Annotated in this window: 16 protein-coding genes; 6 read left to right on the top strand and 10 right to left on the bottom strand. The window is 32.6% G+C overall.

Features of this window, described 5'->3' with window-relative positions:
- Nucleotides 1–3: 3 nt before the first annotated feature.
- Together ACFWV9_RS15005 and ACFWV9_RS15000 are read right to left on the bottom strand one after the other, a co-directional pair.
- Entirely contained in the window at nucleotides 4–771 is a 768-nt protein-coding gene (locus tag ACFWV9_RS15005) for an ABC transporter ATP-binding protein (RefSeq protein ID WP_411896047.1), read from the bottom strand.
- Nucleotides 771–1,508, bottom strand: coding sequence for an MlaE family ABC transporter permease (locus ACFWV9_RS15000; RefSeq protein WP_411896046.1), 738 nt, complete (start codon nucleotides 1,506–1,508; stop codon nucleotides 771–773). The genes ACFWV9_RS15005 and ACFWV9_RS15000 overlap by 1 nt, the downstream gene beginning before the upstream one ends.
- Before the next feature lie 113 nt (nucleotides 1,509–1,621).
- On the opposite strand from ACFWV9_RS15000, the gene pafA reads away from it, so the two are divergent.
- Nucleotides 1,622–3,265, top strand: a complete 1,644-nt coding sequence (gene pafA, locus ACFWV9_RS14995) for an alkaline phosphatase PafA (RefSeq protein WP_411896045.1) — start codon at nucleotides 1,622–1,624, stop codon at nucleotides 3,263–3,265.
- On the opposite strand, the gene ACFWV9_RS14990 is transcribed toward pafA, so the two are convergent.
- From ACFWV9_RS14990 to gcvP, 4 genes are all read right to left on the bottom strand, one after another.
- Nucleotides 3,262–4,110 carry a glycosyltransferase family 2 protein gene (locus ACFWV9_RS14990; protein WP_411896044.1) on the bottom strand — a complete coding sequence of 283 codons (849 nt, stop codon included), beginning with the start codon at nucleotides 4,108–4,110 and terminating at the stop codon, nucleotides 3,262–3,264. The genes pafA and ACFWV9_RS14990 overlap by 4 nt on opposite strands.
- A gap of 25 nt (nucleotides 4,111–4,135) precedes the next feature.
- The gene (locus ACFWV9_RS14985; protein ID WP_411896043.1) at nucleotides 4,136–4,657 is read right to left on the bottom strand and encodes a methyltransferase; all 522 of its coding nucleotides are present in this window, start codon (nucleotides 4,655–4,657) and stop codon (nucleotides 4,136–4,138) included.
- A gap of 29 nt (nucleotides 4,658–4,686) precedes the next feature.
- Nucleotides 4,687–5,745, bottom strand: a complete 1,059-nt coding sequence (locus ACFWV9_RS14980) for a 3-oxoacyl-ACP synthase III family protein (protein WP_411896042.1) — start codon at nucleotides 5,743–5,745, stop codon at nucleotides 4,687–4,689.
- Nucleotides 5,746–5,851: 106 nt separating this feature from the next.
- Nucleotides 5,852–8,701 (bottom strand): aminomethyl-transferring glycine dehydrogenase, encoded by a 2,850-nt coding sequence (gene gcvP, locus ACFWV9_RS14975; RefSeq protein WP_411896041.1) that lies wholly within the window; start codon nucleotides 8,699–8,701, stop codon nucleotides 5,852–5,854.
- Between the two features lie 172 nt (nucleotides 8,702–8,873).
- Between gcvP and ACFWV9_RS14970 the strand changes: the two genes are divergently transcribed.
- Nucleotides 8,874–9,656, top strand: a complete 783-nt coding sequence (locus ACFWV9_RS14970; RefSeq protein WP_411896040.1) for a hypothetical protein — start codon at nucleotides 8,874–8,876, stop codon at nucleotides 9,654–9,656.
- On the opposite strand, the gene ACFWV9_RS14965 is transcribed toward ACFWV9_RS14970, so the two are convergent.
- Entirely contained in the window at nucleotides 9,636–9,896 is a 261-nt protein-coding gene (locus tag ACFWV9_RS14965) for a hypothetical protein (protein ID WP_411896039.1), read from the bottom strand. The two genes, ACFWV9_RS14970 and ACFWV9_RS14965, sit on opposite strands and share 21 nt — an antisense overlap.
- A 3-nt stretch (nucleotides 9,897–9,899) precedes the next feature.
- Nucleotides 9,900–10,454: a sigma-70 family RNA polymerase sigma factor gene (locus ACFWV9_RS14960; RefSeq protein WP_411896038.1), complete on the bottom strand. Its 555-nt coding sequence runs from the start codon at nucleotides 10,452–10,454 to the stop codon at nucleotides 9,900–9,902.
- A gap of 222 nt (nucleotides 10,455–10,676) precedes the next feature.
- Here ACFWV9_RS14960 and ACFWV9_RS14955 point away from each other — a divergent pair, with 222 nt between their 5' ends.
- From ACFWV9_RS14955 to ACFWV9_RS14940, 4 genes are read left to right on the top strand one after another with little or no spacing between them, the layout of a single operon-like run.
- Nucleotides 10,677–11,411, top strand: coding sequence for a hypothetical protein (locus ACFWV9_RS14955; RefSeq protein ID WP_411896037.1), 735 nt, complete (start codon nucleotides 10,677–10,679; stop codon nucleotides 11,409–11,411).
- A gap of 29 nt (nucleotides 11,412–11,440) precedes the next feature.
- Nucleotides 11,441–14,179 (top strand): carboxypeptidase-like regulatory domain-containing protein, encoded by a 2,739-nt coding sequence (locus ACFWV9_RS14950; protein WP_411896036.1) that lies wholly within the window; start codon nucleotides 11,441–11,443, stop codon nucleotides 14,177–14,179.
- Nucleotides 14,180–14,183: 4 nt separating this feature from the next.
- Nucleotides 14,184–15,416 (top strand): DUF4249 domain-containing protein, encoded by a 1,233-nt coding sequence (locus ACFWV9_RS14945; protein ID WP_411896035.1) that lies wholly within the window; start codon nucleotides 14,184–14,186, stop codon nucleotides 15,414–15,416.
- 5 nt (nucleotides 15,417–15,421) lie between these two features.
- Nucleotides 15,422–17,179 (top strand): hypothetical protein, encoded by a 1,758-nt coding sequence (locus ACFWV9_RS14940; RefSeq protein ID WP_411896034.1) that lies wholly within the window; start codon nucleotides 15,422–15,424, stop codon nucleotides 17,177–17,179.
- Here the strand turns inward: ACFWV9_RS14940 and ACFWV9_RS14935 are convergent.
- Together ACFWV9_RS14935 and ACFWV9_RS14930 are read right to left on the bottom strand one after the other, a co-directional pair.
- On the bottom strand, nucleotides 17,176–18,360 hold the full coding sequence (locus tag ACFWV9_RS14935) for a hypothetical protein (protein WP_411896033.1): 1,185 nt from the start codon (nucleotides 18,358–18,360) through the stop codon (nucleotides 17,176–17,178). The genes ACFWV9_RS14940 and ACFWV9_RS14935 overlap by 4 nt on opposite strands.
- 117 nt (nucleotides 18,361–18,477) lie before the next feature.
- Nucleotides 18,478–18,867, bottom strand: a complete 390-nt coding sequence (locus ACFWV9_RS14930) for a hypothetical protein (RefSeq protein WP_411896032.1) — start codon at nucleotides 18,865–18,867, stop codon at nucleotides 18,478–18,480.
- Nucleotides 18,868–18,901: the final 34 nt, after the last annotated feature.

Genomic DNA, 18,901 nt, shown 5'->3' with positions numbered 1-18,901 from the left:
CGCCTATTGATTCTCTTCAATATACATCTTTCGCACTTTTTTAAAGAGTTCTGAGGAGTAGACAAAGTCCGTTACGGCCTTGTTGTCGGTTCTAAAAATGGTTTCTTTAGAGCCTTCCCATTCCTTGAATCCATCTTTAAGAAAAACAATCTTTTCTCCAATTTCCATCACAGAATTCATATCATGTGAATTAATTACGGTTGTAATATTAAATTCATCCGTAATTTCTTGAATTAAATTGTCAATTACAATAGCAGTTTTTGGGTCTAAGCCAGAGTTTGGTTCATCACAAAAGAGATACATCGGGTTGTTTACAATTGCTCTAGCAATGGCAACGCGTTTTTGCATTCCACCAGACGCTTCACTTGGCATTTTAGTATGAGCGTTTGGAAGATTAACACGATTTAAAACTACATCAACTCTTTCCTCCATTTCATCCATACTTTGTTTTGTAAACATACGAAGTGGAAACATTACATTTTCAGCTATTGTCATAGAGTCAAACAATGCACTTCCCTGAAATACCATGCCTATTTTAGCGCGTAGGTCTCTTTTTTCGTCAGGACTTAAGTGAGTTATTATATTACCGTCATAAGAAATAGTTCCTTTTTCGTAATCAAATAATCCAAGTAAACATTTTAAGAAAACCGTTTTCCCAGAGCCACTTTGTCCTATAATAAGATTTGTTTTGCCTTTCTCAAAAGAGGTTGTTATGCCCTTAAGAATATGAGCATCACCAAATGATTTATGTAAGTCATTAACCTCTATCATTAGCCTAAGAGTAAACTTGTTATTAAATAATTTACCAGTATAATAACCACACTTGTCCATACAAAAGATGTGGTACTGGCTTTACCAACTTCTAGAGCGCCACCTTTCATAAAGTATCCATAAAACGATGGTATGGTTGCTAAAATAAATGCAAAAACCATGGTTTTAAGAAAAGCGTATGTCATATGGAATGGAATAAAATCATTTTGAACTCCATCAATATAATCTTCCATGGTTCCATAACCTCCATAAACGCATGCTACTAAACCTCCTACAATACCAAGAAACATTGCTATTGAGATTATAAAGGGATATAATGTAAGAGCAATAAATTTTGGAAATACTAAATAATTTATGGCATTTATACCCATTACTTCGAGTGCATCAATTTGTTCTGTAACTCTCATCGTACCTATACTAGATGTAATAAACGAACCAACTTTACCAGCCATGATTATTGAGATAAACGTTGGCGCAAACTCTAAGATAATAGATTGTCTAGTTGCAAAACCAACTAAATATTTTGGTATTAATGGATTACTAATGTTTAAAGATGTTTGTATAGCAACAACGCCTCCCACAAAAAAGGAAATAAAAGCTACAATACCCAACGAGTTTATGATAAGATCATCTATATCCTTAAGGATAAGTGTTTTCATCACAGACCATTTAGTTGGTTTGCGAAACATATCTTTAATCATTATAAAGTAAGTGCCAATGTTATGAAGGTACTTCATGCAAGAATTTCTTAGCGCTAAAGTATAAAAAATGATTAGTTTATTAATGTTAATTTAAATTAAGATAGACTAAAATCCGTATTTTTGAAATACATAAAAAAGACTTTTCCAATATGAAAAATATCCTACCATTATTAGTTTTTATATTAGTTTTTGGTTCATGTGCTGCACAGAATACCAATACCTCAGCAAACGATTCTAGACCAAAATTAGTAGTTGGTATTGTTGTAGATCAAATGCGATATGATTATTTAACAAGATTTGAATCTAAATTTGGTAATGGTGGTTTTAAGCGTATGATGAACGAAGGATTTAATTGCAAAAACAACCATTTTAATTATGTGCCTACATATACAGGCCCTGGACATGCTTCTGTTTTTACAGGAACAACACCTAAGTATCACGGTATAATAAGCAATAATTGGTATGATAAAGAAATTAAAAAAGTAGTGTATTGTGCAGGTGATGATTCTGTTGAATCCGTTGGTACGCAAAGTGCAGCAGGTATGATGTCACCACATAGAATGCTAACTACTAGTTTTGCGGATGAGAATAGGTTGTTTACTCAAATGAGCGGAAAAACAATTGGAGTTGCGCAAAAAGACAGAGGTGCAATTTTACCGGCTGGTCATACTGCTGATGCAGCCTATTGGTTTCATGGAGCTGATGAAGGTGTTTGGGTGACTAGTTCATTTTACATGGAGACTTTACCAAATTGGGTTAAGAAATTTAATAAATCTGATGCAGCAGAATCTTACTTTAAAGATTGGGTTACCCTATATGATATAGCTACTTATGAAGAGAGTGGTGCTGATGAAAATGATTTTGAAGGTGGTTTTAGAGGGAAAGAGACAGCTACATTTCCTTATGAATTAGACAAATTGAAAGATCAAAACGGAGGGTTTGATATTATTAAATATTCAGCTTACGGAAATAGTCTAACTACGGACTTTGCCATTGCGGCAATTGAAGGTGAGGATTTAGGTGAAGATGAAATTACTGATGTGCTGACAGTAAGTTATTCAAGTACTGACTATGTTGGTCATAATTTTGGAGTTAACTCTAAAGAAGTAGAAGACACTTATTTAAGGTTAGATAAGGATTTAGAACGGTTATTCGATTTTTTGGATAAAAGAGTTGGTAATGGTGAATATACCGTTTTTTTAACATCAGATCATGGTGCTGTAAATGTACCATCCTATTTGCAATCGGTTAAAATCCCAGCTGGTTATTTGGACTATAATGATAGAAAAGCAAAGTTTACAGCGTTTTTAGAGGCGACTTATGGAACTAAAGATATTGTTGAAAATGTGAGTAATAATCAAATTTTCTTTAACAAAGCAAAGTTAAAAGAGTTAGGATTGAATATTCACGAGATTGAACAAGCCTTAGTTGATGAACAAATAAGTTATCCAAATATTGCAAAAGTATATACAGCGACAACCATGAATAGCACCAATTATAGCACAGGTATAGAAGTGCTTCTTCAGAATGGTTTTAATCAAAAACGTTCGGGTGATGTTATAGTTGTGGATGATATTGCGCATATAGCTTATAGTAGAACAGGATCAACACACGGCAGTGGACTGAATTATGATACACATGTACCTCTATTGTTTATGGGTAAAGGCATTAAAAAAGGCCATACTTTTGAAAAAACAGTTATTCCAGATATCGCACCTACAATGTCAGCTTTGTTGGGCATAAGTTTTCCAAATGGTTCAACAGGTAATGTTTTGGGTTTTGTTTTTGACTAAATTATTTTTTCCCAGATACCTTTCCATCTTAAATCCCTTATGAACTTACCTTCTTCTTTATTAACGAGGTAGGATGACTTATTGGATTTTGCCTTTAAATAACCAGAAACGTAATGCCAAAAAAGTCTAAAGCTACCTTTTTTATAAGCTAATTTTAAGGCGGAAATTAGTGTGATCCAAAATCCATAGCGCAATTTAAACATGGCCTCACCTTGAAGATATTTAGATGCTTTGTTGTAGGATTTACCTGTAGGTTTTAAGTGCTTTACATGCAAGGATTCATCAGTACAAATTTCCCACTTATTATATTTGGCCAAAAGCTCATCAACAGTGTCCCAACCCATTGATGCTTTTAATTTCCCAATTTGTAAAAAACAATCTTTTCTATAAGCTTTTAAAGCGCCTCTAATATGATCTTTATTAGTTAGATTTTCCAATACCCAACTGCTATTTTTATTTATATAACAAAATCCTGAAGCCATACCTAACTTAGAATTGGAGTCAAAGAGCTTTGATAGTCGTTCTAGATAGTTGGTTGGGAAAATAAGATCAGCGTCAAACTTGCAAATTACATCGTAATTATCATCTAATTGCTCTAGCCCTTTGTAAAATGCATTAACTATTTTAGAACCGGGTAAGTGTTCATTGCCAGATTGAATATTTAAATACTTAATCCATGAAAATTTATCTGCGTATGATTTTATAATTTTTTCAGTGCTATCAGACGAATTATCATTAACCACAATCAATGCTTTAGGCAAATGCGTTTGTTTTGAAAGTGATTCAAGGGTTTGAGCAATGAAATCTTCTTCGTTATGAGCAGGTATGACGATATAAAAGTTCAAAAATCTGAATTATATAAACTCAAAGTTAAACTCTTTCAGCATATACAATATAATATCTTGGTGTAAACCGCCTTAATAATGGTCTTAATCCTACTTTATTAACAGGATTTGTCCATTTTTCCCTGTCTTTAATTACCCATCCCGTTTTTTCAAGTAGCCAATCAAGTTGCCAATCTTCAAATTCATGAAAGTGTCTGTCTCTTTCATCCGTACTACTTCTGTATGCAGAAGCAAACCAAAGCCTTAGAGGTACACTTATTATAAGTTTATCGGAATTGATTGATTTTAAAACTTCATAAGGAGATAGTAAATGTTCAAATATCTCGAAAGCCGTAACAACTTCAGCTTCTGATTTTTCGATAGCGCTATGGTCTTCATCCAAATCCTCTCCGGAAGTATTTGAAACATTGTAGCCCTTAGAAATCATAATTTCAGAAAAAGGATTTTTAACACCTAAATCTAGAATAGTTTGAGAAGTATCAACATGTTTTCTTAAGAACTGAAGTGTATGCTTAAAACGTTTGTTTGGAAATGTTTTTTCGTACATGTTGAATTTTCAGTATGTATAAAATGAATTTAGTATTTGTATACAACAGCATTAATGTGCATACCAGCCCCTACACTAGCAAATATGATGACATCACCTTTCGTTATTTTGTGGTCATCTAATTTGTTACTTCTAATTAAATCAAAAAGTGTTGGTACTGTGGCTACTGAACTATTGCCGAGTTTATGTATACTCATTGGCATTATATCATCTGGAGTTTGAGCCTTATATAGTCTATAAAAACGTTTAATAATTGCCTCATCCATTTTTTCATTGGCTTGATGAATCATTACTTTTTTAACGTCAGAAATATCCACGCCACTTTTATCTAGGCAATCCTTCATTGCTTGGGCAACATTTGTTAAAGCAAATTCATAAATCTTGCGACCATGCATTTTAATGTAACGCGTGTCTGGGCATAGTGCTTTATTGTTAGAATTTCCAAAGAATAAATAATAGGCTTCATCATATGTGAATGATGCTGATTCGTGTGCTAAAATGCCACCTTCATCATCTGTTGCTTCAACAATACTTGCACCAGCACCATCTGAATAAATCATTGAATCTCTATCATGTTTATCAACCACCCTAGACAATGTTTCAGTTCCTATAACAAGACACTTTTTTGCCATACCAGCTTTAATGAATGCTTGTGCTTGTATAACACCTTCTAACCATCCAGGGCAACCAAAAAGAATATCATATGCAACACACTTTGGGTTCTTTATTTTTAAGCGATGCTTTATTCTAGATGCTAAACATGGCAAAATATCACTTTGAACAGTACCCGCTCTTACATCACCAAAATTATGGGCACAAATAATATAGTCTATCTCTTCTTGGTCAATATCTGCATCATCAATTGCTTTTTGGGCAGCCAGAAACCCAAGGTCTGAAGACACCAGGTTATCATCAGCATAACGTCGTTCTGCAATACCAGTAATTTCCTTAAACTTTTCAACAATTACTTCATTAGGGTAATTGATTGAAGAGCCATCTGCATTTAGAAATTCATGTTGATGAAAATCTTCATTTTTCTCAATTTTCTTTGGTATATAGCTTCCGGTTCCTGTTATTCTAATGCTCATAATGCCTTAACTAATTATTTTCAAATTTTCTGAAATCGCAATGTAATTATATTTAATTTAAACAAAAGTTCAGGGTGTCTATTTTTACGATGTTCAAACCTTATTATTAAGCTTCAATATAATCTTCAATAGGAGCACAACTGCATATTAAGTTTCTGTCACCATAGGCATCATCAACACGTCTAACAGTTGGCCAAAATTTGTTGTCCTTAACAAAATCTAGTGGAAAAGCTGCCATTTCTCTAGTGTATGGTAGTAACCATTCATCAGCAGTGAGTATTTCTAATGTATGAGGTGCATTTTTCAATACATTATTTGGTTCCTCCTTCGAGACCTGATCAATTTCTTTTCTAATGGAAATCATAGCATCACAGAAACGATCCATTTCTGTTTTGCTTTCACTTTCGGTTGGTTCTATCATCATTGTGCCAGCTACTGGGAATGACACAGTAGGTGCATGGAATCCATAATCCATAAGACGTTTCGCTATATCTGTAACTTCAATTCCTTTAGATTTGAAATCGCGACAATCAATAATCATCTCATGGGCAGCTCTACCATTTTCACCAGTATAAAGTGTATCATAGTAGCCTTCTAGTCGTTCTTTAATATAATTAGCATTTAATATTGCTACCTCAGTTGCTTGTTTTAAGCCTTTTGCTCCTAACATTTTAATGTAACCATAAGATATAATACATGCTAAAGATGAACCAAATGGAGCTGCCGAAATGGCTGAAATAGCTTGATGTCCACCTGTTTTAATTATAGGGTTACCTGGCAGAAAAGGTACTAATTGTTTTGCAACACAAATTGGTCCAACACCTGGTCCACCACCACCATGCGGTATAGCAAAAGTCTTATGAAGGTTTAAGTGACATACGTCTGCACCAATATTACCAGGATTTGTTAATCCAACTTGTGCATTCATATTAGCACCATCCATATAAACTTGGCCACCGTTATCGTGAATGATTTGAGTGATTTCTTTGATTGCAGACTCATATACGCCATGCGTTGAAGGATATGTAACCATAAGCGCAGATAAATTGTCTTTATGCAATTCTGCTTTTTCTCTTAAATCCTCAACATCGATATTGCCATTTTCTGAGGCCTTAGTTACCACTACCTTCATGCCAGCCATAACTGCGCTTGCTGGATTTGTACCATGTGCAGATGATGGAATTAAACATATGTTTCTATGATGATCACCACGCGATTCATGATATGCTCTAATTACCATAAGGCCTGCAAATTCTCCTTGGGCACCAGAGTTTGGTTGCAAAGATGTTGCTGCAAAACCTGTTATTTCTGTTAACTGATTCTCTAAAGAGTTAAGCATTAAGTGATATCCTGCTGCCTGATTAAAAGGAGCAAATGGATGCATATTGCCCCAACTACCCCAACTTAATGGCAACATTTCAGATGCTGCATTAAGTTTCATTGTACAAGATCCTAATGAAATCATAGAATGATTAAGTGCCAAATCCTTGCGCTCTAACTTTTTGATATAGCGCATTAATTCAGTTTCAGAGTGATAAGAATTAAATACATCGTATGTTAGAAATTCTGAATTACGTTTCAGTGAATCAGGAATTGTGTCTTCAACTGTTATAGTTGAAATTTTATCCGTCTCTTTTCCTGTTACTTCTTCAAAAATTGAGATTATTTCGTTTAAATCTGCTATTGTAGTAGTCTCGTTTATTGAAATAGTTACGGTATTGTTATCTGGATAATAAAAATTCGTTTCCTTTTTCTCGGCCTCATACTTTACTTTAACAGGGTCAGCTTTTATTTGTAGAGTGTCAAAATAATGTGAATTAATTTGCTCTAATCCCAGATTTTTTAAGGACATGGCTAGAGTTGAAGTTGAATTTTTTACTTTATCAGCAATAAAGGTTAATCCTTTAGGACCATGATAAACGGCATACATACCTGCCATTACAGCTAATAAAACCTGAGCAGTACAAATATTAGAGGTAGCCTTATCTCTTTTAATATGTTGCTCACGTGTTTGCAAAGCCATTCGCAAGGCTCTATTGCCATTAGTGTCTTTAGTGACACCAATTATTCTACCAGGAACATCACGTTTGTAAGCTTCTTTAGTTGCAAAATAAGCCGCATGTGGACCTCCATAACCCATTGGTATTCCAAAGCGTTGCGTAGTACCAACAACAACGTCTGCACCAAATTTTCCCGGAGCCTCTAGTTTTACAAGACTTAATATATCAGCCGCTATAGCAACCTTTATATTAGACTTATTGGCCTTTTCTATAAATGACTTTATATCTGTAATCTGTCCATCTTTACCTGGATATTGTAATAAAGCACCGAAAAACTCTTCACTTAAATTAAATTCTGCTTCATTACCAATAACCAATTCAATACCAATTGGAATGGCTCTAGTTTCGAGTAATGCAATGGTTTGTGGTAATACCAAATCTGAAACAAAAAACTTATTTATTCCGGCTTTCTTTTGAGCTCTCTCTCTAACAGCATATAATAATCCCATGGCCTCTGCAGCGGCAGTACTTTCATCAAGAAGTGATGCATTGGCAATTTCCATACCTGTTAAATCAATAACCATTGTTTGGAAATTTAGTAATGCTTCTAGACGACCTTGTGCTATTTCTGCTTGATAAGGTGTATAAGCCGTGTACCAACCAGGGTTTTCTAAAATATTACGTTGAATAACTGCTGGTAAATTTGCAGGATGATATCCTAAACCAATGTAAGATTTATAAATTTTGTTTAATTGGGAAAGCTTATAAATATGGTTTAAATATTCTTGCTCGCTCATGGCTGGATCTAAATTTAAATCCTTTTCTAGACGAATACCAGAAGGTATTGTTTCAGAAACCAATTGATCAATACTAGTTACACCAATTGTGTTTAACATGCCTTTTTGTTCATCAGAATTTGGGCCAATATGTCTAAGTGCAAAAGAGGTTGTGTCCATTCTATAAAATGCTATTTTTTTGATATGCAAAAATACGGAAATGCCCTCTTTTTTTAGTTAAGGAAAACTAAAGTTTTTAACGGATTCTTAGGGTTATTAACACATTACCTATTTTTGTAAAGTGAGGTCTTTAAAACAATTATTTCATTTCTATATTAATAGTAGTATTCATGTGGCACTAGCTGCATATGCTTTAACATGGATAACCTTGTTTCAATTTGAATTGGAATATGATAAAAACAGCCTCTATTTTGTTTTTTTTGCTACTATAACAGGCTACAATTTTGTCAAGTATTTTGGAGTTGCCAAATTTCACCATCGTAGTTTGGCGACATGGTTAAAAGCAATTCAGTTATTTTCTCTTGTTGCATTTATTGGTTTGGCGTATTACGCCTATCAACTTTTAATAAATACAAAAGTTTTAATTGGGCTTTTAGGCCTTATAACCTTTCTGTATGCAATACCCTTATTGCCAAAGAAATATTTTGTTGATGATCAAAGTAATTTACGGCAAATAAGTGGGCTTAAAGTATATGTGATTGCCATAGTTTGGTCACTATCTACAGTTGTTTTGCCATTGATACAAAATGAAATTGATATAGCTTCTGATGTTGTTATTATAACTCTGCAACGCTTTTGCTACGTTATTGTTTTGATGCTTCCTTTTGAGATTAGAGATTTAAACTTTGATAGCATAAAACTGGGTACAATACCGCAACGCATAGGAGTTAAAAGAACTAAGATTATTGGTATTTTACTTTTAATACCATTCTTTTTCTTAGAGTTTTTTAAAGACGAAATTGACGCAAGGTCAATACTTACTACACTGATTATTACATTTATAACAGCGTTGTTTATAGTCCTATCTAATAAGAATCAATCGAAGTATTTTAGCGCTTTTTGGGTAGAGAGTTTGCCTATATTCTGGCTAATATTAATTTTGATGTTTGGCTAGTTCTTCCTTAAATTGTTGGTCAAGTTTTTGACGTTCGTCAATTTTCAAACAATTAACATCAGCTTTTTCCATGGCTTCTGTTAGTTTGTTGTTCTTTTTTGAATACGATTTGGTTATATGGCACCAACTTAGTCTTAGACCTAATTTGAATCGTTCCCATCCTGAAGCTTCACCATATTGCTTTTTATCGCAAATATGTTTTGCTTCATCACAACTAATAAATAAAAAACTTTTTTTCATTATTTAAAACCAGTTTTTTTCAATGCAATCAGCCAAAGCAGTTCGTGCTCTATGGATGATTACCCAAAGGTTAGACGCAGTAATACCTAATTCATTACAAATAGTTTCTGTATCATAACCCATTATTGTTTTCATTTTAAAAACTTCAGCTTGTTTTTGAGGCAATTTGTCTAAACAGTTATAAATAGCATCTCCTAATTCGCTATTCACTAAAGTGTCTTCAGCTGTTTTATCAAAAGGATCTGCTATTCTTTCTTCTAACCAATTACCTTCAGCATCAGAATCACTACTATAACTCATCCTAACTTCAGCTTTGCCCTTGTTGGAATTAATTCTGCGATAGTGATCAATTATTTTTCTTTTAAGTATAGATACTAACCATGTTCTTTCACTAGCCTCACCTTTAAAATTTGCCATTGATTTAAGTCCTGCCAAAAAAGTTTCAGAAACTAAATCTTGCGCAATCACTCTATCGCTTACTCTTGTAACCGTAAAGTTGAAAAGGTAATCTGAATATTGTGAAATCCAGTTGTTTGGATTTATTTGATGCTTAGACATTCTTGTTTTTCATTGCAACTTCAAAAATAGGTTAAAATATTAAATTCTAAAACTTCAATTTTAGATAGATAATTGTGGCTATAATTCATTTTTAAACTATACCCATCAATATATTGAAAAAGAGATTGATGGTTTTAATGACTATCTAATCATGAAATTTCTCTATAGCCTATTTTCATTATATTTATATATAATAAATTATTCAAAAAAAGAAAAGCTATAATGCCAAAACGAATTTTGCTAGTACTGTTGTGCTCTTTTGCAATGATTAGCAAAAGCTCTTCTCAACAAGAACCAAACAATACTAGGATTTATAAATGGCTTGATGATAATACTGGCCAGATGAACTCGGGTTTATTTAATGGATTAGTCTATGCCGAAAAACATATTATGATTAATGAAAAGCATAAGTTTTTTGGCGATTTTAAATTTACCAAGGGAACTGTTGTATATAATAATGAGCCATATCCTAACATTCTAATCCAGTATAATGTATATCAAGATCAACTATTGGTTAGAAATTCTATAAATACTGCAGAGCCAATTGTGTTATTATATAAAGAAAAGGTTAGGAGGTTTACGGTTTCTGATCATGTATTTGTTAATCTAACTATTGACCTAGAAGACGATGAAACTATTGAAGGGTTTTTTGAATATTTGTTAAGGAGAGATTCTGTAAGTGTTATAAAGAAGCATCAAAAAAAGATTCGTGATAGAACCAATGACAGAATAAGATATCATGAATTTGAAGATGATTCATTTTATATAGTATTATTAGATAGTGTCTACACAAGAATTAGGGAACCAAAAAAACTTTTAAGACAATTTCCAGAGTATAAGGAGATAATTAAAAATATTGAAGAAGACTATAAAGATAGTAATAGCAGTACTAATGATAACTACATTGTAGCCGTTTTTGAAGCTATTGCTTTCCAATTAGAAAAAGGTAAAGAATAATGATGAGGTTAAAATTTCTACTTTATTTTTTGCTTTTATCAATTCATTTTGCTGGTAACTGTCAAGATGATATTATTATTTCTATTGATTTTGAAAAAATAAGCTTGAAGAATGCGCTTTTAAAGTTAGAACAACAAATTGATTTTAAATTCTATTTTGCTGACAAATGGTTGGATGAAAAATCAATAACCAAAAGCTACTCAAACCAAAAAATAGACTATATTTTATCAGATCTTTTTAACGATACATCATTAAACTACTACATAACTCCTGAAAGGAAAATTATCCTAACCCAAAACAGCATTATTTACGACGAATTGCCCAAGAGATATTTTAAAGAAGATAAATTAAAAGAATCAGTTTCTATTGATACATCTCGTGTAACAACACCAATATTTGTTAAGAGAAATCGACCAGTAAATCGTAAAATTAATACTGTAAGAATTGGTAAGGAACAAAGAGATAAGACTAAAAATAGATACTCTTTGAAAGGAATTATCACTGATGCAGAAACAGGTAAGCCATTACCAAACCAAGTTATAGTTGTAAAAGACAGAAATATTGGAAGCGTAACCAAAAGTGATGGTTCTTACGAATTAACTCTTCCAGCAGGTGTAAACTTAATTGAGACAAAAGGGCTAGGGGTTGAGAATAAACAAACACGTGTTATTATATATGAAGATGGGAAATTAGATATTAATCTAGAAAGTCAAGTTGAAGAATTAGATGAGGTAGTCTTACAATCACAAACAGATATTAATGTAAAAGATACTAATACAGGTAAAACTCAAGTTAGTGCTGAGGAATCTAAGGATATTCCTTTGGTATTAGGTGAAAGAGACGTGCTTAAGGTTGCAACCCTTCAGCCTGGAGTTACTACAACAGGCGAGGGTGCAAGTGGTTATAATGTAAGGGGAGGAAAGACAGATCAAAACCTTATTCTCTTGGAAGATGGTGTTATTTACAATCCATCACATTTTTTTGGCATTTTTCAGGCTTTAAATCCATTAGCTGTTAGTAATGTAAATATTTACAAAGGGAATATTCCAGCTGAGTATGGTGGTAGAATATCTTCTGTTTTTGATATTGAAACAAAAGATGCTAATAACAATAATTTTAGAGCAGATATTTCCGTTGGTCCTGTCACGGCAAATGTGCTTGTTGAAATACCTATTGTTAAAGAAAAGTCTGGATTATTAGTAGGTGCTAGAGGAACATACTCTGATTGGGTGCTAAGATCCTTAAATGAGGCAGAGTTGAATAAAAGTGAGGCATCCTTCTATGATTTTTTTGTAAAGTATAATCATAAGATTGATGATAGAAATTCAATACAATCTATGGGTTATTATAGCAAGGATAATTTCAGTATTACTTCAGATTCACTTTTTGGCTATAGTAATAGGCTCGTTTCCTTGAAATGGTATCGCCAACTTAATGAAAAAAATGACGCTACCTTAATTTTGTCAAATAGTCAATATAAATTCAATATTGATTATGATAATACAATGAATGACGATTTCATTCAAAGTTTTCAAATCGATGAGACCTCATTAAAATTAAAGGTAGATTATGCCCTAAATAAAACACATAAATTAAACTACGGTATACAAGGTAAACTCTATGGTATTAGACCCGGTGAAATTGAACCACAAGGTGCAAATAACTTAATAATGCCAGTAAGATTAGCAAAAGAACAGGGAGTTGAAGGCGCACTTTTTATTTCAGATCAATTTGAATTAAGTGATAAACTGTTATTGGATTTAGGTTTGCGGTTTTCCTTCTTTTCAGCGCTAGGAGAGGCACAGAGATTTGTTTACGCTGATGGTACACCAAGATCTGAATCTACAGTAATTGATACAGTAAATTATGGTAATAATGAGGTGATAAAAACATATGGTGGACCAGAATTTAGATTAGCCGCTAGATATTTATTGGCTGAAGACCTCTCAATTAAGGCAAGTGTAAATAATGCTTATCAATACATTCACACATTATCAAATAATACTACAGTATCACCAATAGATATATGGAAGTTGTCAGACAATTTTATAAAGCCGCAACAGGCAACACAGGTGTCACTTGGACTCTACAAAAACCTTGATGATAATAATTATGAATTTAGCTTAGAAGGGTTTTATAAATGGCAAAATAATATTCTAGATTTTAAAACTGGTGCAGATATTCAATTAAATGAAGCTATAGAAACTGAAATTTTGCAAGGCAAGGGTAAGGCTTATGGAGTAGAATTATTACTCAAAAAAAATCAAGGTGATTTAACTGGTTGGTTGGGCTATACCTATTCTAGATCCTTTTTTAAGTTAGAAAGTGATTTTGATGAAGAGCAAGTTAATGATGGGAGATACTTCCCTTCAAATTATGACAAACCGCACGATGTAAGTTTAGTTGTTAATTATAAGTTGTCACAACGCATAAGTGTTTCGAGCAATTTTATATATCAGACAGGAAGACCCGTAACTTTCCCGACAGGGAATTATCAATTCAACGGTGGAGAGTTTGTTTTGTATAGCGATAGAAACCAATTTCGTATACCAGATTATTATCGTTTAGATATTGGATTTAATTTTGAAGGGAACCACAAAAAGAAAAAGTTAGCACATAGTTTTTGGAGCCTTTCGGTATATAATGTATTGGGAAGAAATAATCCTTATTCCGTATTTTTTGTTAATGAAGAAGGTGATATTAAGGCACTTCAAAGCTCTATTTTCAATATACCAGTGCCTTCATTAACCTATAATATTAGTTTTTAATGAAATGAAAAAGATTATAAAACATATATACAATCAAAAAGGGATTAAGATTCTGCTATTGTTCATTTTTGTAAACATTAACTATACGTGCGTTGAACCTTTTGAGGGTTCGGTAGATAGTTTTGAAGATGTTTTAGTAGTTAATGCCATTGTAACAAATTATGTTAAAAGGCAAGAAGTGAATTTATCTAGGTCCTACAGATTTGAAGAAGACGAACCACCTATAGAAACAGATGCGCTAGTTAGTATAAGTACTAACAACGGAAATCAATATGCTTTTGAAGAAATCGAACCAGGTGTTTATAAATCAATTGATTCTTTTGGTGCAGAGTTAGGGACGGAATATACGCTTAATATTGAAACTTCTGACGGCCACATGTATAGCTCTAAACCTATGCAATTACCCGTAGCTTCTACTAATATGGATGACATATCGGTAGAACGAGTATTTAATAACGAAGGCGAAGAAGGGATAGCAATTAACGTAGATAGTTTTGATGCAAATGGAACATCGAAATATTATAGACACGATTATGTCGAAACCTTCAAAATTATTGCGCCACTGTGGAGTCCTTATGATGCAGTGTTTGTAATTGAAGGGATTAATCAGTACGAAATACCTGTGATACTTAGAGAACAAGAAGAACGTGTTTGCTACGGCACAAATAAATCAAGTTCCATAAGTGTATTGAGTACTCAAGGATTAGTAGAGGATAGGTTAGAAGATTACAATGTGAGATTTATCAACAGAGATGATTATGTCCTAACCTATAGATATAGCATATTGGTTAGACAGTATGTCTTAGCTCCAGAGACTTTTTCGTACTACGACACATTGAAAGGGTTAATCCAATCATCTACTACTCTTTTCTCTGAGGACCAGCCAGGGTTTTTAGCAGGTAATGTTTTTTCATTAACAGATGAAGAAGAAAATGTTGCCGGATATTTTGAAGTATCTGCAATAGATGAACAACGATTATTTTTCAATTGGGAAGACTATTTTCCAGGAGAAGAATTGCCACCACATATCATTCCATGTTCTTTTTTTAAACCTTCTTCTTCAGGTTCTTTTGGTGAACGAGATTTGGTAAATATTATAAGACAAGGAACTATGCGTTTTTATGATTTTAATACAAATCCGCAACCAGGTGAAGGAGAATATATTATGGTATTACCAGAATGTGGTGATTGTACCACATTAGGTAGCAACAATGTACCAGATTTTTGGATAGAATAAAAAGAATGAAACTGAAACTATATATATATTGTATTTTATTCATGTTAGCTAATATTAGTCTAGCACAAACAGACAGTGATGTTAATAACAGAACTGATATTGCCTTAGTAGAGTCAATATATATTCATACTAATGCTTCGCTCGTATTTTCTGGTGAATATTTATATTATTCTATTTATTGTTTTGATACTACGACCAAGAAGTTGAGTAATCTAAGTAAAATGGCTTATGTAGAATTAATTTCTAGTTCTGGTGAGCGAGTTTTTAGACATAAAATAAGACTTGAAAAAGGCAGAGGCTATTCTGATTTTTTTGTTCCTGTAGACTTACAAACAGGTAATTATAAATTAATAGGCTATACCAATTGGATGCAAAATACAGACCTAAACTTTTTTGGTAATGTCGAAATCAATATTATAAATCCATATAAAGTTACTCTAGATGAAACTTCAATTGTATCCAATAGTATTGTGAATTCAAATCAAAGGGATTCTTTTAATAAGGTAAATGTAAAAGATAATCAGATAGTTTTAGAATTGGATAAAGCAAATTTCAAAAGTAGAGAGAAAGCGGTAATTTCAATTAGTACTAAAGATATTAATGAAAATGGTTTTAATGGTAGTTATTCGCTAAGTGTAAAACGAAAATCAACAATTCCTCAGCCAAAGTCATTAAGTTCAATAAGTTACTTAAATACCTTAAAACCTGAGTTTGTTCGTATTTCCAATCTTGATAATAATGCAAAATTACCCGAATTGAGAGGTGAACTATTTAAGGGGATTATTAAAGGATTAGACAATACTTTTGCACAAGGTTTAAACATTTCAATCTCTTTTCCCAATGAAACAAACCTTTTACGAATTGCCAGAGTAAATGCTAATGGAGAGTTTTACTTTAATGTTAATAGTTTTTATTTCACTGAAGAAGTTTATTTTCAAATCATAGAAAAAAATATTCAAGATTATAGCATTGAATTAAAACCTAAGAACCAACCAGATTTATCACGTTTAGAGTTTAATGAGTTTAGTTCAAAACCAGAATGGAAGGAAGAAATTATAAATCAGAGTATTTATAACCAAATTGAGAATGCCTATTTTGAGTTTAGATCAGATTCTTTGTATATAGGTAATAAGAAAGATCTGTTAGAGGGTAAAGATTATGAGTTATATAATTTGGAAGATTATAATAGATTCCCAACATTAAAAGAGACTATTAAAGAATTTGTGAGTAAGATTTCTGTAAGAAGAGATGTTAACTTAGGTGAAGTATTTGAAATACAGGGCCTAGGTTTTGATACAAAAACCGGCATTAGACCTTTGGTTCTCATGGATGGCATTTTGGTTGATGATCATAATAAATTGATGGACTATAATGCCAATTATATTAAAGAAATAAAAATTTATAGAAATCAATTAGTTATTGATTTACAGGAGTTTCAAGGAGCTATGGTCATAAATACAATTGAAGGCTTTGATAAGAATGAATTTTTACAAAATGGGTTTTTCAATCAGCAAAAAATAGAAACACCACAATTTCAAAAAACATATTATTTACAAAAGTATGACGAGTCAAATCGCAGCTCAAGATTACCAGATTATAGACAGCAGTTGCTCTGGATGCCAAATATTAATGTAATGGAAACCAATAATCTTGAAATCGAATTTTATACATCAGATGTTAAAGGTGATTTTGAAATACGACTTGAAGGATTCACAGATGAGGGTATGCCAGTTTCAATAATGAAAGAATTTAAGGTCAACTAAAATCCAATAGTCCAATTTTGTGCCCAATCAGGTAGTTCATTTCTGTTGCCAGCACCAATTGCAATGCCTTCAGAATAGAAATTTGTAGCTCCACTATAATTTGTAGGTATAAAGTTTGAACTTGGGTTTTCAAATTCAATGTTTTCTATTTCTAGATTTCCAACATCAACCATAAGAGATTCGATATCGCTATTGATGTTAATACCCAATGAAATTGATGAGGTATATATATTGAAAAGATTAAAAAAACCACCACCATTATTATAAGCCAATGCTCCATTTGTAAGAGGACCATTAATCGTAATGTTTTCAATAAATGCATCAGTAATAGGTAAGGCATCAAAATTTATGGGGTTGTTGCCCAATTCTATCCCAGAATTATTTTGATTAGTTAAGTACCATGAATCACCAGCACCAGTCCAGCCTCCAGAAACTTTAATACCAGCTAAACCAGTATTTAAAGCTACTAGGTTTGAGATATTAAGTGTACCACCAAAAATTTCAAATGCATTTCCCATGCTCTCATAAGCCTGTATATTGCTAAAATTTGTGCTAGATCCAATACCATAAAGAGTGAGTGCATTGAATCTTTTCTCATTTCTAAAAAGAGCTCCAGTATATTCAAGCCTTAAGTATCGTATAGTTCCGGAACCTTGAATATTGTTATTTCCACCGTAAAATATATCTCCAAGATCGGATCGAGCATTTATTCCGTTGTTAGTTGTAGCTTGACCACAAATTACTAATCCGCCCCAATCACCAGGTTCTGGATTCTCACTGGCTGAGGTTATAATAACAGGATTATCTGATTCACCATAAATGTAAATTTGACCACCCTGTGCAACAATTAAATAAGAGTCGTTATTTGGTGTGGCTTTGATTATGGTACCTGCCTCAATTTCTAGAATTGCACCATCTCTTATGATGTAAGGACCGTTTAATGTATATTCTATCTCTGAACTTAGAATACGCCTCGTTACCAATTCACCTTCTAGTACTAATTCATCAAAGCATGTGTTGAAACAAATACCTCCACAATCTACACCTAGTTCATCCCCATTTCTGATACCGTCAAAGCAAGTTGCTTCAGGTTCTACTGCAGTCACATCATCATCAGAACAAGAAGTTATAATAAGCAGTCCTGCAAAAAGGAGGAAAAATTTAGTTTTAATCTTAGGCATTTTCAGAATAAAAAATCTTTATGACAAGTTAATAATAAAAAGTATAAAATAGACCCTCTGTTCTAATTCACAAAATCAATATAACGTGAAATAAAACAAAGGGTCTATGGTATAAAATTAATAGACAGGCCTAGTTTTTATTGTCATTCTAGACTTACTTCTGCCTCTAAAAAACAGGTATAAGTTTAGAAATAACATAACACCTAGGTATATTGTATAGCCACCGATCTTTTTACTCAATATTTCCATTAGGGTTTGGTTGCTCATGTCATAATTACTACTATAGCCATAAGTTTTCATGATATATAGAGCAAATCCAATATTGATGAGATAAAATCCAATTTCAAATAATTTATTGGTTGCTAATGCAATATCTTCTTTTCCTCTAAATATATCTATCATAAAATGCTTACCGTTTTTAAATAGCATTTTGGAAATGTAGATTGTAAGAACAATAACAATAGGTAAATAGATAGCATAACCGATTACAATTTTTGAATTTTCCATAATTAGTGATTTAAAAGTTTAGATTTATTTAATT

It is taken from the genome of Winogradskyella sp. A2 (assembly GCF_046762865.1).
Classification (GTDB): Bacteria; Bacteroidota; Bacteroidia; order Flavobacteriales; family Flavobacteriaceae; genus Winogradskyella.
The sequence above is the reverse complement of the archived record's forward strand: the minus strand, read 5'-3'. Positions and strand labels throughout refer to the sequence as shown.

Coding starts and splice junctions, on each gene's coding strand:
- ACFWV9_RS15005 (WP_411896047.1), bottom strand. CDS start 771: ATGATAGAGGTTAATGACTTACATAAATCATTTGGTGATGCTCATATT.
- ACFWV9_RS15000 (WP_411896046.1), bottom strand. CDS start 1,508: ATGAAGTACCTTCATAACATTGGCACTTACTTTATAATGATTAAAGAT.
- pafA (WP_411896045.1), top strand. CDS start 1,622: ATGAAAAATATCCTACCATTATTAGTTTTTATATTAGTTTTTGGTTCA.
- ACFWV9_RS14985 (WP_411896043.1), bottom strand. CDS start 4,657: ATGTACGAAAAAACATTTCCAAACAAACGTTTTAAGCATACACTTCAG.
- ACFWV9_RS14980 (WP_411896042.1), bottom strand. CDS start 5,745: ATGAGCATTAGAATAACAGGAACCGGAAGCTATATACCAAAGAAAATT.
- gcvP (WP_411896041.1), bottom strand. CDS start 8,701: ATGGACACAACCTCTTTTGCACTTAGACATATTGGCCCAAATTCTGAT.
- ACFWV9_RS14965 (WP_411896039.1), bottom strand. CDS start 9,896: ATGAAAAAAAGTTTTTTATTTATTAGTTGTGATGAAGCAAAACATATT.
- ACFWV9_RS14960 (WP_411896038.1), bottom strand. CDS start 10,454: ATGTCTAAGCATCAAATAAATCCAAACAACTGGATTTCACAATATTCA.
- ACFWV9_RS14955 (WP_411896037.1), top strand. CDS start 10,677: ATGCCAAAACGAATTTTGCTAGTACTGTTGTGCTCTTTTGCAATGATT.
- ACFWV9_RS14945 (WP_411896035.1), top strand. CDS start 14,184: ATGAAAAAGATTATAAAACATATATACAATCAAAAAGGGATTAAGATT.
- ACFWV9_RS14940 (WP_411896034.1), top strand. CDS start 15,422: ATGAAACTGAAACTATATATATATTGTATTTTATTCATGTTAGCTAAT.
- ACFWV9_RS14935 (WP_411896033.1), bottom strand. CDS start 18,360: ATGCCTAAGATTAAAACTAAATTTTTCCTCCTTTTTGCAGGACTGCTT.
- ACFWV9_RS14930 (WP_411896032.1), bottom strand. CDS start 18,867: ATGGAAAATTCAAAAATTGTAATCGGTTATGCTATCTATTTACCTATT.